Annotated in this window: 41 protein-coding genes; 2 read left to right on the top strand and 39 right to left on the bottom strand. The window is 43.0% G+C overall.

Translation table 11 applies throughout. From position 1 onward, the window contains the following. The 7 genes from G587_RS0119620 to G587_RS0119590 all read right to left on the bottom strand — a co-directional run. Window positions 1–409: MFS transporter (locus G587_RS0119620; protein WP_026493631.1), on the bottom strand; the 409-nt coding region annotated here is incomplete at its 3' end. A gap of 303 nt (window positions 410–712) precedes the next feature. Beyond that, window positions 713–1,111: a 30S ribosomal protein S9 gene (gene rpsI, locus G587_RS0119615; protein ID WP_026493630.1), complete on the bottom strand. Its 399-nt coding sequence runs from the start codon at window positions 1,109–1,111 to the stop codon at window positions 713–715. Between the two features lie 20 nt (window positions 1,112–1,131). Beyond that, window positions 1,132–1,560, bottom strand: coding sequence for a 50S ribosomal protein L13 (gene rplM / locus G587_RS0119610; RefSeq protein ID WP_026493629.1), 429 nt, complete (start codon window positions 1,558–1,560; stop codon window positions 1,132–1,134). 217 nt (window positions 1,561–1,777) lie between these two features. After that, window positions 1,778–2,524: a tRNA pseudouridine(38-40) synthase TruA gene (truA, locus tag G587_RS0119605; RefSeq protein WP_026493628.1), complete on the bottom strand. Its 747-nt coding sequence runs from the start codon at window positions 2,522–2,524 to the stop codon at window positions 1,778–1,780. A gap of 39 nt (window positions 2,525–2,563) precedes the next feature. Continuing rightward, window positions 2,564–3,364 (bottom strand): energy-coupling factor transporter transmembrane component T family protein, encoded by an 801-nt coding sequence (locus G587_RS0119600; protein ID WP_026493627.1) that lies wholly within the window; start codon window positions 3,362–3,364, stop codon window positions 2,564–2,566. Window positions 3,365–3,369: 5 nt separating this feature from the next. Beyond that, window positions 3,370–4,218, bottom strand: a complete 849-nt coding sequence (locus G587_RS0119595) for an energy-coupling factor transporter ATPase (protein ID WP_026493626.1) — start codon at window positions 4,216–4,218, stop codon at window positions 3,370–3,372. Beyond that, window positions 4,209–5,069: an energy-coupling factor transporter ATPase gene (locus G587_RS0119590; RefSeq protein ID WP_026493625.1), complete on the bottom strand. Its 861-nt coding sequence runs from the start codon at window positions 5,067–5,069 to the stop codon at window positions 4,209–4,211. Before G587_RS0119590 ends, G587_RS0119595 begins: the two co-directional genes overlap by 10 nt. A 155-nt stretch (window positions 5,070–5,224) precedes the next feature. Between G587_RS0119590 and G587_RS0119585 the strand changes: the two genes are divergently transcribed. Then, on the top strand, window positions 5,225–5,434 hold the full coding sequence (locus G587_RS0119585) for a hypothetical protein (protein WP_026493624.1): 210 nt from the start codon (window positions 5,225–5,227) through the stop codon (window positions 5,432–5,434). 59 nt (window positions 5,435–5,493) lie between these two features. Here the strand turns inward: G587_RS0119585 and G587_RS0119580 are convergent, their stop codons facing one another. The 31 genes from G587_RS0119580 to rpsJ form a co-directional block, all read right to left on the bottom strand. Then, entirely contained in the window at window positions 5,494–6,030 is a 537-nt protein-coding gene (locus G587_RS0119580; protein ID WP_026493623.1) for a bL17 family ribosomal protein, read from the bottom strand. Between the two features lie 153 nt (window positions 6,031–6,183). Next, window positions 6,184–7,146: a DNA-directed RNA polymerase subunit alpha gene (locus tag G587_RS0119575; protein WP_026493622.1), complete on the bottom strand. Its 963-nt coding sequence runs from the start codon at window positions 7,144–7,146 to the stop codon at window positions 6,184–6,186. A 95-nt stretch (window positions 7,147–7,241) separates the two neighbouring features. Beyond that, window positions 7,242–7,835 carry a 30S ribosomal protein S4 gene (gene rpsD, locus G587_RS0119570; protein WP_026493621.1) on the bottom strand — a complete coding sequence of 198 codons (594 nt, stop codon included), beginning with the start codon at window positions 7,833–7,835 and terminating at the stop codon, window positions 7,242–7,244. 155 nt (window positions 7,836–7,990) lie between these two features. Continuing rightward, window positions 7,991–8,389: a 30S ribosomal protein S11 gene (gene rpsK / locus G587_RS0119565; RefSeq protein ID WP_026493620.1), complete on the bottom strand. Its 399-nt coding sequence runs from the start codon at window positions 8,387–8,389 to the stop codon at window positions 7,991–7,993. Between the two features lie 58 nt (window positions 8,390–8,447). After that, window positions 8,448–8,816 (bottom strand): 30S ribosomal protein S13, encoded by a 369-nt coding sequence (gene rpsM / locus G587_RS0119560; protein ID WP_022761315.1) that lies wholly within the window; start codon window positions 8,814–8,816, stop codon window positions 8,448–8,450. Between the two features lie 149 nt (window positions 8,817–8,965). Beyond that, entirely contained in the window at window positions 8,966–9,079 is a 114-nt protein-coding gene (gene rpmJ, locus G587_RS25260) for a 50S ribosomal protein L36 (RefSeq protein ID WP_022754357.1), read from the bottom strand. Between the two features lie 112 nt (window positions 9,080–9,191). Continuing rightward, entirely contained in the window at window positions 9,192–9,410 is a 219-nt protein-coding gene (gene infA / locus G587_RS0119555) for a translation initiation factor IF-1 (RefSeq protein ID WP_022761316.1), read from the bottom strand. 37 nt (window positions 9,411–9,447) lie between these two features. Further along, window positions 9,448–10,206, bottom strand: coding sequence for a type I methionyl aminopeptidase (gene map / locus G587_RS0119550; RefSeq protein ID WP_026493619.1), 759 nt, complete (start codon window positions 10,204–10,206; stop codon window positions 9,448–9,450). Between the two features lie 18 nt (window positions 10,207–10,224). Next, window positions 10,225–10,866, bottom strand: a complete 642-nt coding sequence (locus G587_RS0119545; RefSeq protein ID WP_026493618.1) for an adenylate kinase — start codon at window positions 10,864–10,866, stop codon at window positions 10,225–10,227. Between the two features lie 87 nt (window positions 10,867–10,953). Then, window positions 10,954–12,270: a preprotein translocase subunit SecY gene (gene secY / locus G587_RS0119540; RefSeq protein ID WP_026493617.1), complete on the bottom strand. Its 1,317-nt coding sequence runs from the start codon at window positions 12,268–12,270 to the stop codon at window positions 10,954–10,956. Next, window positions 12,270–12,710: a 50S ribosomal protein L15 gene (rplO, locus tag G587_RS0119535; protein ID WP_026493616.1), complete on the bottom strand. Its 441-nt coding sequence runs from the start codon at window positions 12,708–12,710 to the stop codon at window positions 12,270–12,272. Before rplO ends, secY begins: the two co-directional genes overlap by 1 nt. 15 nt (window positions 12,711–12,725) lie before the next feature. After that, window positions 12,726–12,929, bottom strand: coding sequence for a 50S ribosomal protein L30 (rpmD, locus tag G587_RS0119530; protein WP_026493615.1), 204 nt, complete (start codon window positions 12,927–12,929; stop codon window positions 12,726–12,728). A 32-nt stretch (window positions 12,930–12,961) separates the two neighbouring features. Then, window positions 12,962–13,471 (bottom strand): 30S ribosomal protein S5, encoded by a 510-nt coding sequence (rpsE, locus tag G587_RS0119525; RefSeq protein ID WP_026493614.1) that lies wholly within the window; start codon window positions 13,469–13,471, stop codon window positions 12,962–12,964. A gap of 16 nt (window positions 13,472–13,487) precedes the next feature. After that, complete coding sequence (rplR, locus tag G587_RS0119520; protein ID WP_022761323.1) at window positions 13,488–13,856, bottom strand: 50S ribosomal protein L18; 369 nt, start codon at window positions 13,854–13,856, stop codon at window positions 13,488–13,490. A 19-nt stretch (window positions 13,857–13,875) separates the two neighbouring features. After that, a complete protein-coding gene (gene rplF, locus G587_RS0119515; protein WP_026493613.1) occupies window positions 13,876–14,415 on the bottom strand; it encodes a 50S ribosomal protein L6 in 540 nt (179 codons plus the stop codon). Window positions 14,416–14,430: 15 nt separating this feature from the next. After that, complete coding sequence (gene rpsH / locus G587_RS0119510) at window positions 14,431–14,832, bottom strand: 30S ribosomal protein S8 (protein WP_026493612.1); 402 nt, start codon at window positions 14,830–14,832, stop codon at window positions 14,431–14,433. 88 nt (window positions 14,833–14,920) lie between these two features. Further along, entirely contained in the window at window positions 14,921–15,106 is a 186-nt protein-coding gene (locus G587_RS0119505) for a type Z 30S ribosomal protein S14 (RefSeq protein WP_022761326.1), read from the bottom strand. Between the two features lie 19 nt (window positions 15,107–15,125). After that, complete coding sequence (rplE, locus tag G587_RS0119500; RefSeq protein WP_022761327.1) at window positions 15,126–15,665, bottom strand: 50S ribosomal protein L5; 540 nt, start codon at window positions 15,663–15,665, stop codon at window positions 15,126–15,128. Between the two features lie 22 nt (window positions 15,666–15,687). Next, on the bottom strand, window positions 15,688–15,999 hold the full coding sequence (gene rplX / locus G587_RS0119495; protein WP_026493611.1) for a 50S ribosomal protein L24: 312 nt from the start codon (window positions 15,997–15,999) through the stop codon (window positions 15,688–15,690). A gap of 11 nt (window positions 16,000–16,010) precedes the next feature. Then, on the bottom strand, window positions 16,011–16,379 hold the full coding sequence (rplN, locus tag G587_RS0119490) for a 50S ribosomal protein L14 (protein WP_026493610.1): 369 nt from the start codon (window positions 16,377–16,379) through the stop codon (window positions 16,011–16,013). A 33-nt stretch (window positions 16,380–16,412) separates the two neighbouring features. Beyond that, window positions 16,413–16,667 carry a 30S ribosomal protein S17 gene (gene rpsQ / locus G587_RS0119485; protein WP_026493609.1) on the bottom strand — a complete coding sequence of 85 codons (255 nt, stop codon included), beginning with the start codon at window positions 16,665–16,667 and terminating at the stop codon, window positions 16,413–16,415. 23 nt (window positions 16,668–16,690) lie between these two features. After that, window positions 16,691–16,894, bottom strand: coding sequence for a 50S ribosomal protein L29 (rpmC, locus tag G587_RS0119480; RefSeq protein WP_026493608.1), 204 nt, complete (start codon window positions 16,892–16,894; stop codon window positions 16,691–16,693). Continuing rightward, window positions 16,884–17,321: a 50S ribosomal protein L16 gene (gene rplP / locus G587_RS0119475; RefSeq protein WP_022761332.1), complete on the bottom strand. Its 438-nt coding sequence runs from the start codon at window positions 17,319–17,321 to the stop codon at window positions 16,884–16,886. The genes rpmC and rplP overlap by 11 nt, the downstream gene beginning before the upstream one ends. Beyond that, window positions 17,321–17,992, bottom strand: a complete 672-nt coding sequence (gene rpsC, locus G587_RS0119470; RefSeq protein WP_022761333.1) for a 30S ribosomal protein S3 — start codon at window positions 17,990–17,992, stop codon at window positions 17,321–17,323. The genes rplP and rpsC overlap by 1 nt, the downstream gene beginning before the upstream one ends. Before the next feature lie 20 nt (window positions 17,993–18,012). Next, complete coding sequence (gene rplV, locus G587_RS23710; RefSeq protein ID WP_035772712.1) at window positions 18,013–18,399, bottom strand: 50S ribosomal protein L22; 387 nt, start codon at window positions 18,397–18,399, stop codon at window positions 18,013–18,015. 40 nt (window positions 18,400–18,439) lie between these two features. After that, the gene (gene rpsS / locus G587_RS0119460; RefSeq protein WP_022761335.1) at window positions 18,440–18,721 is read right to left on the bottom strand and encodes a 30S ribosomal protein S19; all 282 of its coding nucleotides are present in this window, start codon (window positions 18,719–18,721) and stop codon (window positions 18,440–18,442) included. Window positions 18,722–18,754: 33 nt separating this feature from the next. Continuing rightward, a complete protein-coding gene (gene rplB, locus G587_RS0119455; RefSeq protein WP_026493606.1) occupies window positions 18,755–19,597 on the bottom strand; it encodes a 50S ribosomal protein L2 in 843 nt (280 codons plus the stop codon). Between the two features lie 88 nt (window positions 19,598–19,685). Continuing rightward, entirely contained in the window at window positions 19,686–19,985 is a 300-nt protein-coding gene (rplW, locus tag G587_RS0119450; RefSeq protein ID WP_026493605.1) for a 50S ribosomal protein L23, read from the bottom strand. After that, a complete protein-coding gene (rplD, locus tag G587_RS0119445; protein WP_026493604.1) occupies window positions 19,985–20,608 on the bottom strand; it encodes a 50S ribosomal protein L4 in 624 nt (207 codons plus the stop codon). Before rplD ends, rplW begins: the two co-directional genes overlap by 1 nt. 25 nt (window positions 20,609–20,633) lie before the next feature. Next, a complete protein-coding gene (gene rplC / locus G587_RS0119440) occupies window positions 20,634–21,317 on the bottom strand; it encodes a 50S ribosomal protein L3 (protein ID WP_022761339.1) in 684 nt (227 codons plus the stop codon). 142 nt (window positions 21,318–21,459) lie between these two features. Further along, on the bottom strand, window positions 21,460–21,771 hold the full coding sequence (gene rpsJ, locus G587_RS0119435) for a 30S ribosomal protein S10 (RefSeq protein ID WP_022761340.1): 312 nt from the start codon (window positions 21,769–21,771) through the stop codon (window positions 21,460–21,462). Between the two features lie 643 nt (window positions 21,772–22,414). On the opposite strand from rpsJ, the gene G587_RS0119430 reads away from it, so the two are divergent. Further along, window positions 22,415–23,281, top strand: coding sequence for a class I SAM-dependent methyltransferase (locus G587_RS0119430; protein WP_026493603.1), 867 nt, complete (start codon window positions 22,415–22,417; stop codon window positions 23,279–23,281). Between the two features lie 261 nt (window positions 23,282–23,542). Here G587_RS0119430 and G587_RS23705 read toward each other — a convergent pair whose 3' ends face one another. Beyond that, window positions 23,543–24,391, bottom strand: a complete 849-nt coding sequence (locus tag G587_RS23705) for a GTP pyrophosphokinase (RefSeq protein WP_081673440.1) — start codon at window positions 24,389–24,391, stop codon at window positions 23,543–23,545. Window positions 24,392–24,416: the final 25 nt, after the last annotated feature.

Raw genomic sequence — 24,416 nt, 5'->3', positions numbered from 1 at the left:
TTCCGATCTCGCTTGCCGCAAAGCTTACCAATGTGTTTTTGGCAGGCTTTTTTATCGCTTTTCCGATACGCTCCAGGATCACAAGACCGCAGGCCCAAATCCAGCCATGTTCAGGTACGAGTGCCAGTGCAGGAATCGCCAGAGCCTGTATTACATAGCCTGTGATAACAAATGTCCAGTATTTCTTCGTTTTATCTGCTATAAATCCGGATATGAGCCTTAGTGAATACCCGCACAATTCTCCTATACCGGACACAAATCCGATGGTTGCAGCGGATGCCCCTGCGAGGTTCAGATATTCGCCCAATATGCTTCTGGCGCCTTCATGAGTCATGTCCGAAAACAGACTTACGATTCCCATCAGGGTTATAAATGTTATGGCGCCAGACAAAGCCCTTTTTTTATTCATGTTCTACTCCACTAATCCCGATTCGCTTATTTCATTATCCTGAAAGTTAATCTATTCAAAAACACTTAAATTTTTTCTTTGTAGCAACTGTTTATAATTATACCTATATACTACCATCCTGTTCAATATTATGTGTATAAAACAAGGGCGTTTTCACGCCCCTGCCTATTGCACTATCAGTTATTCATCTCTCAGGTCTTAAATTATTCCTATTAAGATTAGAATATTTTGAAGGCTTTCGGCATACAAAAAAGACCCGGTACAAATGTACCGAGTCTTCTGAAATCTGCAACTGCAGATCGATTATCTCTTTGAGAACTGAGGAGCGCGACGAGCCTTTTTGAGACCGTACTTCTTTCTCTCCTTCATTCTAGGATCACGTGTAAGGAATCCAGCCTTCTTGAGTGCAGGTCTGTACTCATCTGAGTCAGCCTGAAGAAGTGCTCTTGAGATTCCGTGACGGATTGCACCAGCCTGACCTGTTGTGCCGCCACCGCGAACAGTTACGTTTACATCGAACTTATCAAGTGTCTCTGTAAGAACAAGAGGCTGACGAACGATAACCTTAAGTGTCTCAAGACCAAGATACTCATCGATGCTTCTCTTGTTGATAGTGATATTGCCCTTACCGGGTGTAAGATAAACTCTGGCGATAGACTTCTTTCTTCTACCTGTGCCATAGAAACTTGCTGCTTTAGCCATTTTCAAATTCTCCTTTCAGATTAGAATGTAAGTACTTCAGGCTTCTGAGCTGCGTGCTCGTGCTCAGGACCTGCGTATACGTGAAGCTTTGTGTACATCTGTCTTCCAAGAGAACCCTTGGGAAGCATTCCCTTTACAGCATGCTCGATAACACGCTCAGGGTGTGACTCCATCATCTGACGAAGTGTGAACTCCTTGTGGTGTCCAACGTAATCTGTGTGGTGCCAGTACATCTTCTGGTCCATCTTCTTACCTGAAACTTTGATCTTATCAGCATTGATAACGATTACATAATCACCTGTATCAATGTTGGGTGTATAAATCGGCTTGTTCTTTCCTCTAAGTACGTTAGCTACGTTAGAAGCAAGACGACCGAGTGTCATATCTGTTGCGTCTACAACATACCATTTCTTCTCTACAGAAGAAGCATTAGGCATATATGTGTTCATTCTAATTACCTCCATAACCAGTTAACAGTATAAATCTCTGGTGCGATGAACCCTTCACCTGATCCATTCGCTTGTATATATAGATGCACGCCTCATAACTTACCGGGATTACTTGGCGATTATCGTCACACAGTCATATATTATATGCTCATTTCTTTCAATTTGTCAACCTCAAATCTACCCAAAAAGGCACAAAATTACTGAGGTTAGAAAAATTTTATAAATCCTCCGGGAACTCATATTTTATAAGGAAAAGTCCCTGTGGGGGAGCTGTTGGTCCTGCGGCGGATCTGTCCATGGCTTCGATCATAGTTTTCATGTCAGAGGGCTCGCCTTTTCCTCGGCCGATTTCCATCAGAGTCCCTGCAATTATCCTCACCATGTTATATAAAAAGCCGTTGCCAACTATTTTTATGGTTATCTCATCGCCCTGTCTTGTCACCTCTGCGGATATTATCCTTCTGACATGGCTAAGAGCCTGTGAACCCGCTGCACAAAAGCTTGTAAAATCATATTCACCCACAAGGTACTTGGCAGCCTCATTCATCCTGCTTTCATCAAGAGGATAGCTGTTATGGCATGCGTACAGCCTCTTGGTCGGGATCATCGTCTTTACATTTAAAATGCGGTATTCGTAGGTCTTTTCAGACAGGCACTTTCTTGGGTGGAATCCCAGGGGTACTTCCCTGGACTCCATTATCCTGACATCTTCGGGAAGTCTGTTATTAAGGGCCGGTGCAAAGCTTGCAGGGGGTATTGTGGACTCGGTGCTAAAAACGACCACATTCCCATAAGCATGCACGCCCGCATCTGTCCTACTGGCGCCGATTATCTCGGTATCTTCGCCGGTCAGTCCGTCTATTGCTGTTTTTAGAACTCCTTCGATCGTTGCCGTGTTCTCCTGAAAAGCAAATCCATGATAGTTTGCTCCGTCATAGGCAACTGTCAGCATAATGTTTTTCAACTTAATTCCTATTCCTCACGAAAATTCAAAAGGTCATTTTCAAAAAATGATGCCTATAGCTATCATCAGGCACAAATACAGTAAAATCACCAGATATGCGGCAAAATCGGTGCCATGATAAATGAGGGGCTTCATCTTGGTTCTGCCCTCGCCGCCGCGGTAGCATCTCGCTTCCATGGCCATTGCCAGGTCATTCGCACGTCTGAATGCAGATATAAAAAGCGGTACGAGAAGCGGAATCAGGCTCTTTGCTCTCTGAACCAGTGAACCGCTCTCAAAGTCAGCACCTCTGGCCATCTGCGCCTTCATTATTTTATCTGTCTCTTCCATTAGAATCGGGATGAATCTAAGGGCTATGGACATCATCATTGATATCTCATGTACCGGAACATGAAGCTTTTTAAGGGGCTTCATGAGGCTTTCAAGGCCATCCGTAAGCTGGTTCGGTGTTGTTGTCAGTGTCATGAGGGATGATCCTGTAATTAGGAAAACCAGTCTTACTCCCATCATGATCGCGATCTTCAAACCTTCCTTGGTTATTTTCAGCTTCCAAAATGAAACCAGAGGCTCTCCAGGCGTCAAAAATAGGTTGAATACCATAGTTATAACCAAAAGCATATAAATGGCTCTCATGCCCTTAAAAATGAATTTTACGGGCACCTTGGACAGCACTATCGCAGTAGCCAGAAAAGCCGCCGCAATAATATATCCTATAAAGTTGTCTACTACAAACAGGGATACAATATAAACCAGTGTTGCAACTATTTTCACTCTCGGATCAAGTCTGTGTAGTGTTGAATCCGTCTGATAATATTGTCCCAGTGTTATATCTCTAAGCATTCAGCTCATGCTCCTAACACTCTCATTATTTCGTCGGCTGCTTCGTCGATTGTCGTCGCATCCGTAGCCACAGGAATACCTGCATCCCTGAGCTCCTGCATAACGTATGTAACCTGGGGAGCCGCAAGTCCTATCTCTTCAAGCTCCTTGTAATGTGAAAAGACTACCTTAGGCTCGCCATCATATAGTGCTTCGCCCTTATTCATGACGATTATTCTTTCCACATAATTGGCCACATCCTCCATACTATGAGAAACCAGGATGACGGTTATTCCCATATTTTCATGAAGATCTGCTATCAGGTTCAGTATTTCGTCCCTTCCCTTGGGGTCAAGACCCGCTGTGGGCTCATCAAGTATCAGTACGTCAGGTTTCATTGCCAGAACTCCGGCTATCGCTACCCTTCGCTTTTGTCCTCCGGAGAGGTCAAAGGGCGACTGATAAAAAGATTCATCAGGAAAACCGACCTTTTTTAATGCATCATAAGCTCTAAGCTCCACTTCCTTCTGCGGAAGTCCCAGATTCTTAGGTCCAAAGCATACGTCCTGGAAACAGTTTATCTCAAAAAGCTGATGCTCAGGGTACTGGAACACCAGTCCAACCTTGGCTCTCAGTTCCTTCCTGTTATACTCTTCATCGTTTATGTCTTTTCCATTGAAATAGACGGAGCCGGAAGTAGGCTTCATCAGTCCGTTAAGGTGCTGAACCAGCGTCGATTTTCCGGAGCCTGTATGCCCGATCAGCCCTATAAACTGCCCGTCAGGTATCTGCAGTGAGATATCCTTAAGAGCGGCCTTGGACATGGCTGTATCAGGATTATATATGTAATTTACATGATCAAGTATTATTGCCATTTTGTACCGGTTGCTTTCTTCAACGCATTTATCAGTTCTTTTCTATCGAGTATTCCATCAGGAATGTTGAGACCTCGCTTCTGAAGCTCATGTGCAAGTAATGTCACCTGCGGAACTCCCAGACGAAGCTCCTTTAATTTGTCCACCTGTGAAAAGATCTCTCTTGGCGTACCCTGCATGGTAACATGCCCTTTATCCATTACAAAGACCTTGTCTGAATAAATAACCTCTTCCATGTAATGAGTGATAAGAATAATGGTTATTCCCTCAACCTCATTAAGTGCACGGGCTGCTCGGATGACTTCTTTACGGCCGTTAGGATCAAGCATGGCTGTCGGCTCATCAAAAATAATGCATTTAGGGTGCATCGCAATAACGCCGGCGATTGATACTCTCTGCTTCTGTCCTCCTGAAAGGTGGTTTGGAGAGTTTTTCCTGTACTCGTACATTCCTACAGCCTTGAGGCTCTCCTCAACTCTCTCCCATATCTCTTCCGTGGGGATTCCCATGTTCTCAGGGCCAAATCCCACATCCTCCTCAACAATCTGACCTATGATCTGATTGTCCGGATTCTGGAAAACCATTCCGGCATCCTGTCTGATGTCCCAGATGTTCTTGTTTTCCAAAGTATTCAGGCCATCAACCCAGACTGTACCTTCTGTCGGGAACAGCAAAGCATTGAAGTGCTTGGCCAGTGTTGATTTACCTGAACCGTTATGACCAAGGATGGAAATAAATTCGCCCTGATTTACTTCAAGGTTTACTCCATCTACAGCAGTAGTTATGCCTTCGACATTACCTTCCTCGTCACGTCTTATATATTCAAATGTAAGGTTCTCCGTGCGGAGCATCTTCTCTGAACTCATGTTACCTCACAATATAAAATGTCATACCAATTAAATAGTGTACTATTTAGCGAATGCAGCTATAACCTATCGCTGTACATCCTATCTATTTTATTATATGGAGTTGTGAAAAACAAGCGCATATATGCTATGATATACACATGTTTGATCAATATATTAAGCCAGCACTTATACTGATCGCTGCCATTGTTGTATGCGCAGTTTTGGCACGGTCACTCAGTGGAAACGAAACCCTTGCAGAATATGCCCAGAAGCACCCTGAAATCGCTTATGGAGGAAGCGATAATAGCAATGATGCTGATTCTGATATCGCTGTTTCCGAAGGAAATGTATCTGATGCTGATCAATAAAAATTTACATAAAAAGAGCGGTCATCACTGACCGCTCTTTATTATAAGTAATGTTCGAATTAAACGAGCTCAAGAACAACCATCATAGCTGCATCGCCCTTACGCTGACCGATCTTAACGATTCTAGTGTAACCACCGTTACGGCTTGCGTACTTAGGACCATACTCTGTGAAAAGCTTCTCAACAAGGTCGATCTGCTTTGTGTTCTTCTTTCTTCCAGCTGCTGCCTTCGGAACCTCAGTTACAGGATAAAGAGTCTTGAGGATCTGTCTTCTAGCGTGCATACGTGAAGGCTTATCCTTTTTGATCTCCTTCTGAACAGTATCATAAACTGTTACCTTTTTGCCATCCTTAACTTCCTTAACGCGCTTGCCGTCCTTGTCCTTACGAGCAACCTTAGCCTCAACAGTAACTGTCTCGTAGTTGTCCATTTCCTTAGCTGCAAGAGCGATGATAGGCTCAACGATCTTCTTTACTTCCTTAGCTCTAGCCTCGGTTGTAACGATCTTTCCGTTGTAAAGGAGCATTGTTGCCTGGTTTCTAAGAAGAGCTCTTCTAGGCTTTGTTGCCTTGCCTAATTTTCTGTACATTGCCATAATAATTTACTTCCTTTCTCAGTCGCAGAATTCCTTCTGCTGTGGTGCATATCAGAATACTCTTTGGTTTTACTTCCGATATGTTGTATGTTTACCTATGAGAATCCGCGTCAGTACACATTGGATTTACCTTCAGCGAATACTTACATTTCATTAGTTCTGATCGTCGCCAGTTCTGAGTGCAAGACCAAGCTCATCAAGCTTTGCAAGCACTTCCTCAAGGGACTTACGTCCAAGGTTACGAACCTTCATCATATCATCGGGAGTCTTGTTTGTAAGCTCCTCAACAGTATTGATGCCAGCTCTCTTGAGGCAGTTGAAAGAACGAACGCTGAGCTCGAGCTCGTCGATGCTCATCTCAAGAACTTTCTCCTTCTCATCATTGTCCTTCTCTACCATAACTTCTGCAGTCTTGGCATTCTCAGACAGATCGATGAAGAGGCTAAGATGCTCACTAAGAACCTTTGCAGCAAGGCTTACAGCCTCATCGGGAGCAAGTGTTCCGTTAGTGTGAACATCAAGTGTCAGCTTATCATAGTCAGTTACCTGACCTACACGTGTATTTTCAACACTGACATTTACACGTTCTACAGGTGTATAGATAGAATCTACAGCAATAACGCCGATAGGAAGATCAGCAAGCTTATTCTTGTCTGAGCTTACATATCCTCTACCCTTTGTGATGGTAAGCTCCATGTAAAGCTTAGCATCTTTTCCGGACAATGTTGCGATAACCTGCTCAGGGTTTGTGATCTCGATATCCTGATCTACCTGAATATCAGCAGCTGTAACAACGCCTTCGCCAGTAAACTCGATGTATGCTGTCTTAGGCTCGTTTGTCTCAGAATTATTGCGGATTGAGAGATTCTTGATATTCATTATGATTTCAGTAACATCTTCCTTTACTCCGGGAATAGAACTGAACTCATGAAGTACACCTTCGATTTTGACCTGACTTACTGCTGCTCCAGGCAAAGAAGAAAGCATAATTCTTCTAAGAGAATTACCAAGAGTAATTCCGTAACCTCTCTCGAGAGGCTCTACTACGAATCTGCCGTACTTCCTATCCTCTGAAATCTCAGCAACTTCAATATTTGGTCTTTCAAAATCAAACACTGACATACCCTCCTTATGGTTTTATGGTGTTTCTAAATTTAAATAATCCAGAACCGAAGCTTTAGGACTAAAGCCCGGCTCCGTATTATTTTATATTACTTAGAATACAACTCGACGATAAGCATCTCGTCTACAGGAACGTCGATTACTTCTCTTGAAGGGAATTCTTTTACTGTACCACTAAGGTTATCCTTGTTTACATCAAGCCACTCAGGAACGATTCTGCCTGCTGTGATCTCTGCGATATCCTTGAATCTCTGGATGCTTCTAGCAGCTTCCTTAACTTCAATAACATCACCAGCCTTGATGAGATATGAAGGAACGTTTACAACCTTACCATTTACTGTGATGAACTTGTGAAGAACAACCTGTCTAGCTTCTCTTCTTGTTCTTGCAAAGCCCATACGGAAAATTACGTTATCAAGTCTGCGCTCAAGAAGAACCATGAGGTTTTCACCAGTCTGACCCTTCTGACGATCTGCCTTATCGTAGTAGTTACGGAAAGGCTTCTCAAGAACGCCATAGATGAACTTAGCCTTCTGCTTCTCACGGAGCTGAAGTCCATACTCGCTCATCTTCTTGTTTGCTCTGCTGTTTGTTCTCTTGGACTTCTTGTCATATCCAAGGAATGTAGGATCCAAATCAAGTGATCTGCATCTCTTAAGTACTGGAACTCTGTTTACTGCCATTATTGGCTCCTTTCTTGTTCAGGAAAATCCTGACTGTTGTTTACAGCACGGTATATCAAATGTGCCTTCTTCCAACGAGTAAAAGTTAATAGTATCTATATATTTCAACAGAGCCAGACGTAAAAACGCAGGCTCTGATGAAAAGCAAAATAGGATTATACTCTGCGGCGCTTGGGCGGGCGGCATCCGTTATGAGGTACGGGAGTTACATCCGTAATACTGGTAACAGTAAGACCACTTGCAGCAAGAGCTCTGATAGCAGCTTCTCTTCCTGAACCCGGTCCCTTTACAAAGACATCAACAGTCTTAAGGCCGTGAATAAGTGCAGCCTTTGTTGCTGTCTCTGCAGCCATCTGTGCAGCATATGGAGTAGATTTCCTTGAACCTTTAAAGCCAAGACCACCAGCACTTGCCCAGCTAAGAGCATTACCTGCAGCATCTGTCAATGTAACGATTGTGTTATTGAAAGATGACTGAATATGTGCCTGTCCGTGTTCAACGTTTTTCTTGACACGCTTCTTAGTTTTAGAAGCATTTGATTTCTGATTTGCCATTTTAAACTAACCTACTTTCTTCCTATGAATAATTCTTAGTTACTGTATAATAAGAGAATTACTTCTTCTTATTAGCGATTGTTCTCTTGGGACCTTTTCTTGTTCTAGCGTTGGTCTTTGTTCTCTGACCACGAACAGGAAGTCCTCTTCTGTGACGGATTCCTCTGTAGCATCCGATCTCTGAAAGACGCTTGATGTTCATAGCGATCTCTCTTCTAAGATCACCTTCTACGTCATAATCATTACCGATAATCTCGGCAATCTTCTTTACTTCATCATCTGTAAGATCACGAACACGTGTATCGGGATTTACATTTGCAGCAGCAAGTATTTTGTTTGAGCTTGTTCTACCAATACCATAGATGTATGTGAGACCAATCTCAACTCGCTTATCTCTGGGTAAGTCTACACCTGCAATACGAGCCATTTTTTTAATTCCTCCATTTAATAAAAAAAATTTAAACTTAATATGTTACTTGTTTGATTGGGGCAAATTACTGAGCCCAATCGGACAGTAGCTTGGTCCGATCTTTCCAATACGCTTGGTATCAAAAAGTAATGTCAAAATGACTCGAATCAGCCCTGTCTCTGTTTGTGCTTAGGGTTTTCGCAAATTACACGAATAACGCCTTTTCTCTTAATAACCTTGCACTTTTCGCACATAGGCTTAACAGAAGACCTAACTTTCATTTGTAACTCCTTTCTGGTATATGCGTACAAAAGGGCATACTTGTACCCTTCAAAAACGACCGCATTCAATAATAACATATATAAATATGAATTACAAGTAGTTTTTTGGTGATTACTTATCACGCCAGATAATTCTTCCTTTTGTAAGATCATAAGGTGAAAGCTCAAGTGTTACCTTATCTCCGGGAAGAATACGAATAAAGTTCTGTCTGAGTTTTCCACTGATGTGGGCAAGTACTATATGTCCGTTCTCAAGTTCAACTCTGAACATTGTGTTCGGAAGCTTCTCAACAACTTTTCCTTCAATTTCAATTACATCTGCTTTAGACATTTAATTTAACCTCACTTCTATATTACATTTACATCGTTCATTTTATGATTGTCAGTATCTCAGGTTCTCCGTTCGGAGTTATTGCTATTGTATTCTCATAATGGGCTGCTGGTGAACCGTCCAAAGTAACTACGGTCCAGTCATCATCAAGGAAAGCAATTTTCCTTTTACCCAATGTGATCATAGGCTCTACACAGAGCGTCATACCCGGCTGTAACAGGATTCCTCTTCTGAACTGCCTATAATTCGGAATATATGGTTCCTCGTGAAGGGATGTGCCGATACCGTGACCTGTCAGCTCCCTTACTATTCCATATCCGAAGGGCTTAATATACTTATCTATAGCCTTTGATATATCGTAAAGATGATTCCCGGCCTTTGCGTATTTTATGCCTTCAAAAAAGCTTTGCTGTGTAACTTCCATAAGCTTTTGAACTTCGGGAGATACATTACCTACTCCCCAGGTTCTTGCAGCATCTGAATGATATCCTTTATATATAAGACCTGTATCGAAGGAAACAATGTCTCCTTCCTTTAATATGGTCTCGGCTTTAGGTATTCCGTGAACGACCTCGTCATTCACGGAAATACATACTGAAGCCGGATAGCCTTCATAATTTTTGCAGTTTGGTATACCACCACGACTGCGAATTGCCTCTTCACCGATAGCATCAAGCTCAAGTGTGGAGATACCCGGTCTGAGCGCATCATGCAGAACTTCATGTACCTGTGCCAGGAGCTGCCCGGCATGTCTCATGAGGTTCAATTCTTCGTCCGTTTTAATTGTTACCGGCATTACTTAAGACCTCGCAAATTAACCGAGAATACCTGTAATTTCATTAAATACTTCCTGCATGTCCTTAGTACCATCAACTGTCTTAAGAATGTTCTTCTTTGTATAGTAGTCGATGAGGGGCTGTGTCTGCTCATGATATACGCTAAGACGGTTCTTAACTGTCTCCGGCTTATCGTCATCTCTCTGAACAAGCTCACTGCCACATGTATCGCAGATACCTTCCTGCTTCGGAGGGATATGCTCGATGTGGTATGTAGCACCACACTTAAGGCATGCTCTTCTTCCAGACATTCTTCTGATGATGTTCTCATCCGGAACATCAACGTTTATAGCATAATCAACCTTGTCGCCAAGTTTTGTAAGTTCCTTATCAAGTACGTCTGCCTGAGGAATTGTTCTCGGGAATCCATCAAGAACATATCCGTTCTTGCAATCATCCTGAGCAACTCTGTCAAGAAGGATCTCAACAGTAAGTTCATCCGGAACAAGCTGTCCCTTATCCATGAACTCCTTTGCCTTCTTACCAAGCTCTGTACCGTTTTTGATATTTGCTCTGAAAATATCCCCTGTAGAAATGTGAGGAACACTGTACTTGTCAGCGATCATCTTAGCCTGTGTTCCTTTACCCGCACCGGGTGCACCTAACATAATAATCTTCATACTTGTTTCGCTCCTGTTATTTTACTAATTGTAAGCAATAAGAGGTTAGGAAGCATACTTATAGTATGCTCCGAAACCTCTCATTTTTTAATCATCTAAAAAACCTTTATAATTACGTACCAACATCTGTGATTCAATCTGTTTCACCGTTTCAAGAATAACACTTACAACAATGATAAGGCTCGTACCACCGAAGGATACGTTTGCTCCGAACACACCATTAAAGAAGATAGGAAGGACACCGATAATGGTAAGTCCAACTGCACCAATGAAAATGATGTAGTTCAGAATGTTTGTTAAATAATCACTGGTGGGCTTTCCAGGACGAATACCAGGAATAAATCCACCCTGCTTTTTCATATTGTCCGCAATTTCAAGCGGATTAAATGTGATCGATGTATAGAAATATGCAAAGAATATAAGCAGTAAAACATATACAACAAGTCCAATTGAATACTTCAAATTGGAAGGATCACACCAATAGCTTTGATTCAAGTACTTAAGGATCTCGCTCCACGCTCCTGTTCCCTTATAGCCAACGAGCTGACTGATAATGATAGGGAACTGGAAGAGGGACATCGCAAAGATAATAGGCATTACACCTGCGGTATTAACCTTAAGCGGAATTTCTGAGTGGTTTCCGCCGTAGGTTTTTCTCCCCTGAATCTTTTTTGCATACTGTACCGGAATTCTACGCTCAGCGCCGTTAAGAAGAACAACGAGAACGACCATTGCAACTATAACAGCAACAATGATGATTACGGATACAACCCCCCTGGCAATATTTTTGCCTGTAACAAACTGTGTGAACAGGCTCATCAAATCGGAAGGCATCCTTGAGATAATGTTGATAGTCAGGACTATTGAAATACCATTTCCTACACCATTATCTGTGATGCGCTCACCGATCCACATAAGGAATGCACTGCCGGCGGTAAGCGCTGCAACGATCTCAACTACATACAGAGGTGACTTCTCAATAAGGAAGTTACTTCTGTAGAAGCCGATTGCCATAGCTACTGACTCGATAAGAGCAAGTGCTACAGTAATGTAACGAGTGAGTGCTGCAAGCTTCTTTCTTCCATCCTCGCCATCACGCTGCCATTCCTCAAACTTAGGAATAGCAATCGTGAGAAGCTGGATAATAATGGAAGATGTGATATAAGGTGTAATATTGAGTGCCAAAATTGACATATTCTCAAATGATCCACCTGTAAATCGATCCATAAAACCAAAGGCATTGTTTTCGGATAATTCAGCAAACCACTGCTGGAAGACTGTTACGTTCATTCCAGGCACGGGTATTGCTGAGCCAAGTCTGATCACCAAAAGCATTGCAAATGTGAACAGTAACTTTAATCGTATATCTTTGATTTTGAATGCATTCTTAATGGTTGTGAACATCAAATCACCTCTGCCGTTCCCCCAAGAGCTTCGATTTTCTCCTTAGCAGATGCACTATATGCATTTACCTTAACCGTAAGCTTTTTGGTAAATTCACCGTTTCCAAGTATCTTAACACCATCATACTCGTGCTTGATGATGCCCTTATCCTTAAGTGCCTGAATGTCAACGACGCTGTCGTTATCAAAGCACTCAAGTGAACTTACATTAATAGCTTCGATCTTCTTAGAGTTAATGTTCTTAAATCCCCTCTTAGGAAGACGACGGAACAGAGGCATCTGTCCACCTTCAAATCCCGGTCTGGGAGCACCTGAACGAGCCTTCTGTCCTTTGTGTCCCTTACCTGCAGTCTTGCCATTTCCTGAGCCATGACCGCGGCCTCTTCTGAAATTGTCATTCTGAACAGAACCCTCGGCAGGTCTCAAATTAGATAATTCCATGACTTTCCTCCTTTATTAGTTCAGTTCTTCAACCTTAACAAGGTGTCTGATCTGCTGGATCTGACCTCTGGTTGCAGAGTTATCCGGCAGTTCAACACTGCTGTTAAGTTTCTTAAATCCCATTGATTTTACCGTAGCAACCTGCTTCGGAACAGCACCAATAGTGGACTTAACCAATGTGATTTTAAGCTTCTTTCCACTTTCTTTATTAGCTGCCATTGATTTTCTCCTTTACTAGATGTTGCTTACTATTAAGCGATTACTTCGTCTACAGACTTACCACGCTTCTTAGCAACTTCTTCCGGTGTCTTAAGGTTTGCAAGACCATTGATGGTTGCATAAACTACGTTCTGCTTGTTGTTAGAACCAAGTGACTTTGTACGAATGTTCTTGATTCCAGCAAGCTCACATACTGAACGAGCAGGACCACCAGCGATGATACCTGTACCTTCCGGGGATCTCTTAAGAAGAACCTCAGCGGAACCGAACTTACCAACGAAATCATGTGTAATACTGTTGTTCTCATCAAGCGGAACTGTGATGAGGTTCTTAGTTGCGTCCTCCTTACCCTTACGGATAGCATCCGGAATTTCAGTGGACTTACCAAGGCCTACACCTACATGACCGTTTCCGTCACCTACAACAACGAGTGCGGTGAACTTCATGTTACGTCCACCCTTAACAACCTTTGTAACTCGCTTGATGGTAACGACTTTATCTGTTAATTCAAGCTGACTTGCATCAACGATTGTACGCTTCATTATCTTTCTCCCTTCCTTAGAATTCTAAGCCTGCTTTTCTGGCTGCCTCAGCCAGTGCTGCTACCTTACCATGGTAGATGTAACCGCCTCTGTCGAAAACAACAGCCTTGATACCTTTCTCCATTGCTCTCTTAGCAACAACATCACCAACGTATGCAGCGGCCTCAACATTATCTGTAACCTTAAGAGCTGACTTAATGTCCTTCTCAAGTGTGGAAGCAGAAACGAGTGTCTTACCGGCAACATCATCGATAACCTGAGCATACATATGATTATTACTTCTGAAAACTGCAAGGCGCGGTCTTTCAGCAGTGCCGCTAAAACGATTGCGAATTCTCAGATGCTTCTTTTCGCGACTCTTCTGTCTGGATTCTTTACTAACCATTTTTTACTCTCCTTATCTCTTACTTCTTACCGGTCTTACCAACCTTGCGGCGGATAACTTCATCAGCGTACTTGATTCCCTTGCCCTTATACGGCTCAGGAGCTCTCTTCTCTCTGATGATTGCTGCATGCTGGCCAACCTTTTCTTTATCTATTCCCTTGACGATAATAGCATTACCTTCAACGACTGTCTCGATTCCTTCAGGATCATCGAGCTCAACCGGATGTGAATAACCAAGGGTTAAGGTGAGTTTCTTACCAGTCTTGGCTGCTCTATAACCTACACCATTAACTTCAAGCTTCTTCTCATAGCCATCTGTAACACCAACAACCATGTTATTCAGAAGACTTCTTGAAAGTCCGTGAAGCGCTCTGGTCTTCTTCTGATCGTCAGGTCTCTTAACTTCGATCTGACCGTCTTTCTGCTCGAACTGCATCTCTGCAGGGAAAACTCTCTCAAGAGTGCCCTTAGGACCCTTAACAGTCACCTTATTATTTTCTGCAACTTCTACTGTTACGCCAGCAGGAATTGCGATTGGCATTTTTCCAATTCGTGACATGCCCGTACCTCCAATTTACCATACAAATGCAAGAACTTCACCACCAACCTGAAGCTCTCTTGCTTTTTTATCAGTTACAACACCCTGGTTTGTAGAAATGATAGCGATTCCGAGGCCACCAAGTACTCTCGGGAGCTCATCTCTACCTGCGTATACACGAAGACCAGGCTTGGAAATTCTCTTCAAACCGGTGATAACTTTATCGTTTCTGTCAGCACCGTACTTAAGTGTGATGTGAAGGTTCTTGAAACCATTCTCTTCAACAACATCAAGTTTCTTAATATAACCTTCGTCAAGAAGAATGTTTGCGATAGCAAGCTTCATCTTTGAAGAAGGAACGTCAACTGTATCGTGCTTTGCAGTGTTTGCATTACGAATTCTTGTAAGCATATCTGCAATAGGATCATTCATTGCCATTTTGAAAAAGCCTCCTTAATTTTCTATTATTGCTCCGCCTTACTGTGCCTGCATGCACAGAGACACGAAGCCGCAATGTTTTAATAAATTACCAACTAGCCTTACGTACACCCGGGATCTCACCCTTGTAAGCTAACTCACGGAAACAAATTCTGCAGATTCCGTATTTTCTAAGATAAGCATGAGGACGACCGCAAATTCTGCAACGGTTGTATGCACGTGTTGAAAACTTGGGTTTCATCTGCTGCTTTACCTTCATGGATAATTTAGCCATGTGTTCGATTCCTCCTTAATTACTTAGCGAAAGGCATGTTGAAGAGTGTTAAAAGCTCACGAGCCTCTTCATCAGTCTTGGCAGTTGTTGTGAAGATGATATCCATACCTCTTGTCTTGTCTACCTTATCGTACTCGATCTCAGGGAAGATGAGCTGCTCTTTGATACCAAGAGCATAGTTTCCTCTGCCATCGAATGCGTTCGGGTTAACACCACGGAAGTCGCGGACACGAGGAAGTGCAAGGTTAACGAGGCGATCCATGAACTCGTACATCTTCTCACCACGAAGAGTTACTTTACATCCGATCGGCATACCCTCTCTTATCTTGAAGTTAGCGATGGACTTCTTTGCCTTTGTATAAACAGGCTTCTGACCGGAGATGATCTGCATATCGTTTGCAGCGTTCTCAAGAACCTTAGCGTTCTCCTTAGCTTCTCCTACAGCCATATTGATTACGATCTTGTCGAGCTTCGGAACTTCCATAACATTCTTGTAACCGAACTTCTTTGTCATAGCGCTCACGATCTCGTCTTTATATAAATCCTTATATCTACTCAAAGCTCCTTACCTCCTTTCCTTATCAGTCAATGACATCACCAGTTGATTTAGCGATGCGGACCTTCTTGCCGTCCTCAACCTTGAAACCAACACGTGTTGCCTTTCCCTTATGAACATACATAACGTTGGAGATGTCCATGGGAGCTTCCTGCTGAATGATACCACCGTTGGGGTTAGATGCAGAGGGCTTTGTGTGCTTTGTGATCATGTTAGCACCCTCAACTACTACCTTACCATTCTTTGTGTCAACGGAGAGTACCTTGCCTTCTTTATCTTTGCTCTTACCAGCGATAACCTTAACGGTATCGCCCTTCTTAATCTTACTTGTAGACATTCGGTGCCTCCTTATAATACTTCCGGAGCGAGAGAAAGAATCTTCATGTACTTCTTGTCACGAAGCTCTCTTGCAACGGGTCCAAAAATACGAGTTCCCTTCGGGTTACCTTCATCGTTGATGATAACTGCAGCGTTCTCATCGAAACGGATGTAAGAACCATCCTTACGGCGAGTCTCTTTAACAGTACGTACTACAACTGCCTTAACAACATCACCCTTCTTTACAACGCCGCCTGGTGTTGCTTCTTTGACCGAAGCAACAACTACATCGCCGATTCTCGCATATCTTCTTGTAGAACCGCCCATAACACGAATTGTCAAAAGCTCTTTTGCACCAGTGTTATCAGCAACTCTAAGTCTGCTTTCCTGCTGAATCATGTTATTTCTCCTTTATAATCAACTATCAGCTAATTACTTAGCACGCTCAATAATCTGAACCAGTCTCCATCTCTTATCTTTAGAGATCGGTCTTGTTTCCATAACCTTGACTGTATCACCTATACGGCACTCATTGTTCTCATCATGAGCCTTCAGCTTATAGGTTCTTTTTACGATCTTCTTGTAAAGAGGATGCTTTACATGATCTTCGATGGAAACAACGATGGTCTTATCCATCTTATCGCTTGTTACTTTACCAACACGCGTTTTTCTTAAATTTCTTTCCACGATATACTCCTTTCAGGATTCCATTACTGTGCTGCGTTCTGAGTGATCACAGTCTGAATTCTAGCAATATTCTTTCTAACCTCTTTAATTCTTGCTGTGTTATCCAGCTGGTTAGTTGCATTCTGGAATCTCAGATTAAAAAGTTCCTTTTTAGCTGATACAAGCTCCTGGCTGAGTTCCTCAGCAGACTTAGCTTTCAGCTCTTCTACATACTTATTAGTTTTCATTGGATGCACCGCCTTCCAAATCAGCCTTTGAAACGATCTTGCACTTGCAAGGAAGTTTGTGTGTTGCAAGACGAAGTGCTTCTCTTGCAACTTCTTCATCGACTCCGCCGATTTCAAACATTACACGTCCAGGCTTAACAACTGCTACCCAGTAATCTACAGAACCCTTACCGGAACCCATACGAGTTTCAGCAGGCTTTGCTGTAACAGGCTTGTCAGGGAAAATCTTGATCCAAACCTGACCACCACGCTTGATGAAACGAGTCATAGCGACACGGGCTGCCTCGATCTGATTTGAACGAATCCAGCAGGGCTCAAGCGCTACTATTCCATACTCACCGTATGCGATTGTGTTGCCGCGTGTAGCCTTACCAGCCATAGAACCGCGGAACTGCTTACGATGCTTTACTCTCTTCGGCATTAACATTATTTATCGCTCCCTTCCTTATCTGAATTCTCGGATGCTTTGGTGGGAAGTACTTCACCCTTATAGATCCATACCTTAACACCAACCTTACCATAGGTTGTATCTGCCTCAGCAAATCCATAATCAATATCTGCTCTAAGTGTCTGAAGCGGGATTGTGCCCTCGCTGTAGAACTCGCTACGAGCGATATCAGCACCACCAAGACGTCCGCTGCAGCATGCCTTGATACCCTGTGCATCTGTCTTCATTGTTCTGCTCATGCAAGACTTCATAGCACGACGGAAGGATACACGGTTCTCAAGCTGCTGTGCGATATTCTCTGCAACGAGCTGAGCGTCCTTATCGGGCTTCTTGATTTCTTTAATATCAACAAGAACCTTCTTGTCTGTAAGCTTTGAAAGCTCTTTCTTTGTAACTTCGATCTCAGCACCACCCTTACCGATAACGAAACCGGGCTTAGCTGTGTAAACGATAACCTTAACGCGATCGGATGCTCTCTCGATCTCGATCTTGGAGATACCAGCTGCGTAAAGCTTCTTCTTCAGAAACTTTCTGATCTTGTAATCTTCAACAAGGTTGTCTGCGAACTCATTGTTCTCTGCGTACCATTTGGAATCCCAATCTGCAATGATGCCGACTCTGAGGCCATGAGGATTAACTTTCTGTCCCATTGAACTTACTTTCTCCTTTCTTATCTCTCATCCAGAATTACAGTCAAATGGCTTAATCTCTTCTGAATTCTGTAAGCTCTACCCTGAGCTCTAGGCTGAATTCTCTTCATAATCGGGCCATTGCTTGCATTGCACTCTGCAATGTACAGATTTGCTCTGTTCATGCCGTTGTTGTTCTCAGCATTTGCGATTGCAGAATTAAGTAACTTATAAATAACGCTGGAAGCGTATCTCGGATTGTACTCCAGGATAGCAAGTGCTGTCTCAACGTCTTTACCCCTGATGGCATCCATTACGAAGCATGCCTTCTGAACAGGGATTCTTGCGTAAGATAATTTTGCTGAAGGTCTTGAATCCTTCTGAGCATTTCTCTCTCTCTTTACTTGAGATCTATGTGCTGTTGCCATAGATTTGCCTCCTTTCAATGTTGAACCAAGTCACACGGACTTAGCGAACTCCGCCCTTCTTCTCGGCACCTGCGTGACCTCTGTAGGTTCTTGTAGGAACGAACTCACCAAGCTTGTGACCAACCATATCTTCCGTTACATATACCGGAATATGCTTTCTTCCGTCATGAACAGCGATTGTGTGTCCAACGAAGGAAGGGAAAATCGTGGAACGACGGGACCATGTCTTAACGATTTGCTTCTGATTCTCTGCATTCATTGCATCGATCTTCTTAAGCAGACTAGCATCTGCGAAAGGTCCCTTTTTAAGTGATCTAGACATTGTCATTCTCCTTTTCTATCAATCAGGCACCAATTACTTGATTGCCTTACCATCTCTTCTTCTAATGATCATCTTGTTAGAAGCCTTTTTCTTCTTACGTGTCTTGTAACCAAGAGCAGGCTTACCCCAAGGTGTGCTAGGGCCAGAACGACCGATAGGTGCTCTACCTTCACCACCACCGTGCGGGTGATCATTCGGGTTCATAACTGATCCACGAACTGTAGGACGGATGCCCATGTGACGCTTACGACCAGCTTTACCGATGTTGATAAGGTTATGATCAATGTTACCAACTGTACCGATTGTTGCACGACACTCGATCGGAACAAGTCTCATCTCGCCTGAAGGAAGACGAAGTGTTGCATACTTACCTTCTTTAGCCATGAGCTGAGCAGAGTTACCAGCTGAACGAACAAGCTGACCACCTCTACCGGGATAAAGCTCGATGTTGTGTACGCTTTCACCGACAGGAATGTTTGCAAGAGGGAGGCAGTTACCAATACGAACCTCGGCTGCAGGACCATTCATGATTGTCATGCCATCCTTAAGTCCCTGAGGAGCAAGGATGTAAGCCTTTGTGCCATCCTCATACTCAAGCAGTGCGATGTTTGCAGTTCTGTTAGGATCGTACTCGATACCGATAACCTTTGCTGTGCACTCATCTTTATAACGCTTGAAGTCGATGATTCTGTATTTTCTTCTTCCACCGCCACCGCGATGTCTTACAGTAATTTTACCCTGGTTGTTACGTCCAGCCTTTGAATTCTTAGAAACAAGAAGGCTCTTCTCAGGAGTTGACTTTGTGATCTCTGAGAAATCAGAACCTGTCATATTTCTTCTGGACGGTGTATATGGGCCGTATTTCTTAATTCCCATGATAATCTCCTTTTTTGTTATCACGCACGGTTGTTAACCCGGATCCGGACTTTGTTTTGATCCTGTGCGTATAGTTAATTAGTTATTATCAAAGTCCCTGGAAAATCTCGATGTCCTTGCTGTCTGCAGTAAGCTGTACGATAGCCTTCTTGATCTTAGCAGTTCTGCCGTAAGTCATTCCGCGTCTCTTAAGCTTGCCGTTTGCGTTAAGTGTGTTTACCTTAGAAACCTTAGCGCCTTCGAACATCTTCTCAACTGCTTCCTTTATCTGAGTCTTGTTAGCTTCAGGATGAACGAAGAAAGTGTATTTCTTTTCGCCCATGGCATTCATGCTCTTCTCTGTAAGTACAGGCTCAAGGATTACGTCATAGTACTGTAATGCTGCCATTATGCATACACCTCCTCAATCTTTGCAACTGCGTCCTTTGTAAGAACGAGTGTATGAGCGTTTACGATATCATATACATTGATTGTGTTTGTAAGCGCTGTCTTAACCTCAGCGAGGTTCTTTGCAGACTTAACAACCTTAGCGTCGTTCTCAGCAACAACAACGAGTGCCTTGCGAGTAGCCTTGAGGTTGTTCATAACCTCTGCAAACTTCTTTGTCTTGAACTCATCCATCTTAAGCTCGTCAAGAACGATAAGCTTATTGTTCTGAACCTTATCTGTAAGTGCAGACTTAAGTGCTGCTCTCTTCTCCTTCTGGTTCATCTTGAAAGAGTAATCTCTCGGAACGGGAGCGAATACTACACCGCCGCCTGTCCACTGAGGAGATCTTGTTGAACCCTGTCTAGCATGACCGGTTCCCTTCTGTCTCCAAGGCTTACGACCACCTCCGCTAACTTCGGAACGTGTCTTTGCCTTCTGTGTACCCTGACGATTGTTAGCAAGCTGCTGAACGATTGCCAGATGTACAAGATGTTCATTAACTTCAACTCCGAAAATGGCATCATTAAGATCGATGCTGCCAACTTCTTTGCCTTCCATATTGTAAACAGATACGTTAGCCATCTGTATGTTCCTCCTTTCGAAAAGTTTATGCCTCAACCTTTGTGGTTTCCTTGATTGTTACAAGTCCCTTCTTAGGTCCGGGTATTGCGCCCTTAACAAGGATCAGATTCTTATCAGCATCTACGCGAACAACTTCAAGATTCTGAACTGTTACTTTAACGCTTCCCATGTGACCAGGCATTCCTTTTCCCTTGAATACACGGCTCGGATCAGAACTGGATCCGTTAGAACCCTGATGACGGTGGAACTTAGAACCATGGGCCATAGGTCCTCTGTGCTGACCATTCTTCTTGATAGCGCCCTGGAATCCCTTACCCTTGGAAGTTGCTGTAGCGTCGATCTTATCACCAGCGGCGAAGATGTCTGCCTTAATCTCGCTTCCAAGCTCATACTCAGCTGCGTTCTCAAACTTGAACTCGCGAACGAATCTCTTGCATGATACGCCAGCCTTCTTGAAGTGACCCTGCTGAGCCTTGTTTACACCATGTGCATGTACGATTGTCTTCTTGCCGTTCTTGTCTCTGTTGATGATCTTTTCTTTCTTATCAACATAGCCAACCTGAACTGCGCTGTAACCATCGTTCTCAACAGTCTTAATCTGTGTTACTACACAGGGGCCTGCCTGAAGAACTGTTACAGGTACAAGTGAACCGTCTTCGTTGAAGATCTGTGTCATACCGATCTTCGTAGCTAAGATAGCCTTCTTCATTGTATTTACCTCCTTATTACATCTACAGCGGATGCTTAAATCGTTCGCAATGTCGCTTCAATTGCTTATTGCAATTCTCCAGTATTACGGCATCATGCGTCTCGCATCATACTAGTAGAGGTTTACATTAGTTACCGATGAATTATTTCATCTTGATGTTGATGTTTACACCTGCGGGCATCTCTAATCTCTGAAGAGCCTCAACTGTCTTAGGTGTAGGTGTGATGATATCAATCAGTCTCTTGTGAGTTCTCTGCTCGAACTGCTCTCTGGAATCCTTGTACTTATGTACAGCACGAAGGATTGTTACTACTTCCTTTTTAGTAGGAAGCGGTACAGGTCCGCTGACCTGAGATCCGTTCTTCTTAACTGTCTCGATGATCTTCTTTGCAGAAGCATCTACGAGCTGATGATCATACGCCTTAAGTGTAATTCTCATTACCTGATTTGCCATAAAAAAAGTCGCCTCCTTTTCGCACTTTAATTAGATAAGTACGACAAGCGGTGACTGTACACTCTCCCGTGTGTGTCATGGGCTCAAATTCATCCAATGTTTTCTCACACGTCGTTTCTGCTCGCAAAAGCTCGCAGACATATTGTTTGTACAGTGACTTGTCGTCAGATTGTCTGACCTTAAAGGTCTCTTGACATTCGCTCCACGGAAAACCTGTCTCACTGGATAAGACAGCAACCTCTCGCTTCACAGCTATCATGTCACAGCATGGATTACTATATATCATTTTCCCATTCTATGCAAGTGTTATTTTCAAAATTAATCTCTTTTTATTGAAAATAGGCAATTTTAGCGGTTTAAACTTGATGTTTTTTAATCTTTTTGATGCATACTCTACCATTTTATGCATTTTCAGATAGAATAGGTAAATGTTTCTTCTATATATTAATAGAACAAACGTGGTAAACTTGATTTAGTAACACTCAGAGCATTATACCACTTTAAACAGTTGTGACAATTAGTCTTCTTTAAATATTATGTAGATTCTCATTTTTCATTTCACTATTCAGAACAGTTAATGCAAATTCTTTTCTATATAATAAAGAAGATATCCTGTCAAATCATTTAGCAAGGAGTTATCTCTATGTTTATTGCAGAGAATTGGAAAGATTACGAAGTCATTGATACATCCGGCGGTGAGAAGCTAGAGCGCTGGGGCGACTACATGTTGGTTCGTCCCGATCCCCAGGTTATTTGGAACACCAAGAAAAAGCACATGGGCTGGAAGAAGTGGAACGCCCGCTACCAAAGAAGCAATAAAGGCGGCGGCGAATGGGACTTCCGTTCACTTCCTGAAGAATGGACCATTAATTATAAGGAACTTACTTTTCATTTAAAGCCCTTCAGCTTTAAGCATACAGGTCTGTTCCCCGAGCAGGCAGCTAACTGGGACTGGTTTTCGGAGCTTATTAAAAATGCTGATAGACCTATCAAGGTCCTGAACCTTTTCGCATATACAGGCGGCGCTACAGTTTCAGCTGCAAAGGCAGGTGCTTGTGTAACACACGTAGATGCAGCAAAGGGTATGGTTCAGTGGGCAAAGGAGAACGCTGCTTCATCCGGTCTTGCTGATGCTCCTATCAGATGGCTCGTAGACGACTGCGGTAAATTCGTTGACCGCGAGATCAGACGTGGCAATCACTATGACGGAATCATCATGGATCCTCCGTCCTACGGCAGAGGCCCCAAGGGTGAGATCTGGAAAATCGAGGACTGTGTATATGACCTTATATTAAGAAGCGTTCAGCTCCTTTCAGATAAGCCTCTGTTTTTCCTTATCAATTCATATACCACAGGTCTGCAGCCAGCAGTTCTTTCCTATATGTTACATACAGCTATCGATCCTCTTCACGAAGGCTCAGTTGAAGCTGATGAGGTTGGCCTTCCCGTTTCATCAAACGGACTCGTTCTTCCCTGCGGTGCAAGCGGAAGATGGACTGCCAAAAACTAAAGCATTACAAAAAGCATTTATATAGGAAGAAATCGAATCACCTAATATAAACAAATCGAGCAGGCTGACTCCTACTCGATTTCGCACACGAACATTCCGCACTTCGTGCTCCATGTTCTTACAACCGGCAAATGAATTTGTATGCAAGCATCCATTCGCTTGCCGGTCTTGTGCAACAAACAAAAATGCCATTACAGTTATCTATAGAAGATTCTGTAATGGCATTCATTTTTTCATATTCAATTAATAATAGAAGGAACTCTACTTTTTTCTCCTTGCAGCCATGGCCTTCTGCTCCGCCTGAATCTCTCTGCGGATGATCTCCATGGTCTCGGAGTCAGCTCTCTCTTCTTCCTCGGTAGGTGTCATTCTGTAAGTTCTTCCGTCACCGGCATCGATCTTCTCACGAATCTGCTGCATACGTCTGTCGAGCTGATTGATAAGATCTGCACTGAACTTAAGATCCTCAGATATGAGGTCAGCATTCTCGATGTCCTTTTTATATTTCATCTTGTGCTCAAGACTCGCCCAGAAATCCATAGCGATGGTTCTAAACTGAACCTCAACCTTCATCATCTCTTTGACATCCGTTAAGAAAATCGGTGTCTCAATAATTAGATGCAGGCTTCGATATCCGCTATCCTTAGGTGTAGCGATATAGTCCTTTTCAACAAGCACGTTTACATCGTCCTGTTTCTTAAGACAGTCGGCAACCATATAAATATCATCAACAAAGGAGCAAATAGCCCTGCAACCGGCAATATCCGATATATTGCTCTCAATATTCTCAATAGAAAAGGGTACGCCCTTGCGATTCAATTTTTCATATATGCTTACGGGAGTTTTAATCCTACTCTTAATACTCTCAAACGGGTTACGATTGTTTTTAAGTGAGAGTTCCTTATTCAAAACCTCCAATTTGGTTCTCACTTCTGATAAAGCACAATCATACTTCATCATCATGATCTGGAATTCTTGCACCTGCCCTCTCATAATGAGCAACTGCTCGATTTCCTTCTGCGATACGTTGCTAACATTCAACAATGACTTCTGCTCATTGGTCATCAGCGTCCTGTCAAGCGACGTCAAGTCAAGATTTCCAATAGCCATGGGCATTCCTCCAAATAACCATTAT

Source organism: Butyrivibrio sp. XPD2002 (assembly GCF_000423945.1).
Taxonomy (GTDB): Bacteria; Bacillota; Clostridia; order Lachnospirales; family Lachnospiraceae; genus Butyrivibrio.
Note: the sequence above shows the minus strand (reverse complement) of the source record. Positions and strands in the feature narration are given on the sequence as shown.

Coding starts and splice junctions, on each gene's coding strand:
- rpsI (WP_026493630.1), bottom strand. CDS start 1,111: ATGGCTAAAGCAGCAAGTTTCTATGGCACAGGTAGAAGAAAGAAGTCT.
- rplM (WP_026493629.1), bottom strand. CDS start 1,560: ATGAACACATATATGCCTAATGCTTCTTCTGTAGAGAAGAAATGGTAT.
- G587_RS0119600 (WP_026493627.1), bottom strand. CDS start 3,364: ATGCTTAGAGATATAACACTGGGACAATATTATCAGACGGATTCAACA.
- G587_RS0119595 (WP_026493626.1), bottom strand. CDS start 4,218: ATGGCAATAATACTTGATCATGTAAATTACATATATAATCCTGATACA.
- G587_RS0119590 (WP_026493625.1), bottom strand. CDS start 5,069: ATGCTCCGCACGGAGAACCTTACATTTGAATATATAAGACGTGACGAG.
- G587_RS0119585 (WP_026493624.1), top strand. CDS start 5,225: ATGTTTGATCAATATATTAAGCCAGCACTTATACTGATCGCTGCCATT.
- G587_RS0119580 (WP_026493623.1), bottom strand. CDS start 6,030: ATGGCAATGTACAGAAAATTAGGCAAGGCAACAAAGCCTAGAAGAGCT.
- rpsD (WP_026493621.1), bottom strand. CDS start 7,835: ATGGCAGTAAACAGAGTTCCAGTACTTAAGAGATGCAGATCACTTGAT.
- rpsK (WP_026493620.1), bottom strand. CDS start 8,389: ATGGCAAATCAGAAATCAAATGCTTCTAAAACTAAGAAGCGTGTCAAG.
- rpsM (WP_022761315.1), bottom strand. CDS start 8,816: ATGGCTCGTATTGCAGGTGTAGACTTACCCAGAGATAAGCGAGTTGAG.
- rpmJ (WP_022754357.1), bottom strand. CDS start 9,079: ATGAAAGTTAGGTCTTCTGTTAAGCCTATGTGCGAAAAGTGCAAGGTT.
- infA (WP_022761316.1), bottom strand. CDS start 9,410: ATGTCTAAAGCAGATGTAATTGAAATTGAAGGAAAAGTTGTTGAGAAG.
- map (WP_026493619.1), bottom strand. CDS start 10,206: ATGCCGGTAACAATTAAAACGGACGAAGAATTGAACCTCATGAGACAT.
- G587_RS0119545 (WP_026493618.1), bottom strand. CDS start 10,866: ATGAAGATTATTATGTTAGGTGCACCCGGTGCGGGTAAAGGAACACAG.
- secY (WP_026493617.1), bottom strand. CDS start 12,270: ATGTTCACAACCATTAAGAATGCATTCAAAATCAAAGATATACGATTA.
- rplO (WP_026493616.1), bottom strand. CDS start 12,710: ATGGAATTATCTAATTTGAGACCTGCCGAGGGTTCTGTTCAGAATGAC.
- rpmD (WP_026493615.1), bottom strand. CDS start 12,929: ATGGCAGCTAATAAAGAAAGTGGAAAGAAGCTTAAAATCACATTGGTT.
- rpsE (WP_026493614.1), bottom strand. CDS start 13,471: ATGAAGCGTACAATCGTTGATGCAAGTCAGCTTGAATTAACAGATAAA.
- rplR (WP_022761323.1), bottom strand. CDS start 13,856: ATGGTTAGTAAAGAATCCAGACAGAAGAGTCGCGAAAAGAAGCATCTG.
- rplF (WP_026493613.1), bottom strand. CDS start 14,415: ATGTCACGAATTGGAAAAATGCCAATCGCAATTCCTGCTGGCGTAACA.
- rpsH (WP_026493612.1), bottom strand. CDS start 14,832: ATGGCAATGAATGATCCTATTGCAGATATGCTTACAAGAATTCGTAAT.
- G587_RS0119505 (WP_022761326.1), bottom strand. CDS start 15,106: ATGGCTAAATTATCCATGAAGGTAAAGCAGCAGATGAAACCCAAGTTT.
- rplX (WP_026493611.1), bottom strand. CDS start 15,999: ATGTCTACAAGTAAGATTAAGAAGGGCGATACCGTTAAGGTTATCGCT.
- rplN (WP_026493610.1), bottom strand. CDS start 16,379: ATGATTCAGCAGGAAAGCAGACTTAGAGTTGCTGATAACACTGGTGCA.
- rpmC (WP_026493608.1), bottom strand. CDS start 16,894: ATGAAAACTAATAAGTATGTAGAAGAGCTGAAAGCTAAGTCTGCTGAG.
- rplP (WP_022761332.1), bottom strand. CDS start 17,321: ATGTTAATGCCGAAGAGAGTAAAGCATCGTAAGCAGTTCCGCGGTTCT.
- rpsC (WP_022761333.1), bottom strand. CDS start 17,992: ATGGGACAGAAAGTTAATCCTCATGGCCTCAGAGTCGGCATCATTGCA.
- rplV (WP_035772712.1), bottom strand. CDS start 18,399: ATGGCAACAGCACATAGATCTCAAGTAAAGAGAGAGAGAAATGCTCAG.
- rpsS (WP_022761335.1), bottom strand. CDS start 18,721: ATGTCTAGATCACTTAAAAAGGGACCTTTCGCAGATGCTAGTCTGCTT.
- rplB (WP_026493606.1), bottom strand. CDS start 19,597: ATGGGAATTAAGAAATACGGCCCATATACACCGTCCAGAAGAAATATG.
- rplW (WP_026493605.1), bottom strand. CDS start 19,985: ATGGCAGCATTACAGTACTATGACGTAATCCTTGAGCCTGTACTTACA.
- rplD (WP_026493604.1), bottom strand. CDS start 20,608: ATGGCTAACGTATCTGTTTACAATATGGAAGGCAAAGAAGTTGGCAGC.
- rplC (WP_022761339.1), bottom strand. CDS start 21,317: ATGAAGAAGGCTATCTTAGCTACGAAGATCGGTATGACACAGATCTTC.
- rpsJ (WP_022761340.1), bottom strand. CDS start 21,771: ATGGCAAATCAGGTAATGAGAATTACACTTAAGGCGTATGATCATCAG.
- G587_RS0119430 (WP_026493603.1), top strand. CDS start 22,415: ATGTTTATTGCAGAGAATTGGAAAGATTACGAAGTCATTGATACATCC.
- G587_RS23705 (WP_081673440.1), bottom strand. CDS start 24,391: ATGGCTATTGGAAATCTTGACTTGACGTCGCTTGACAGGACGCTGATG.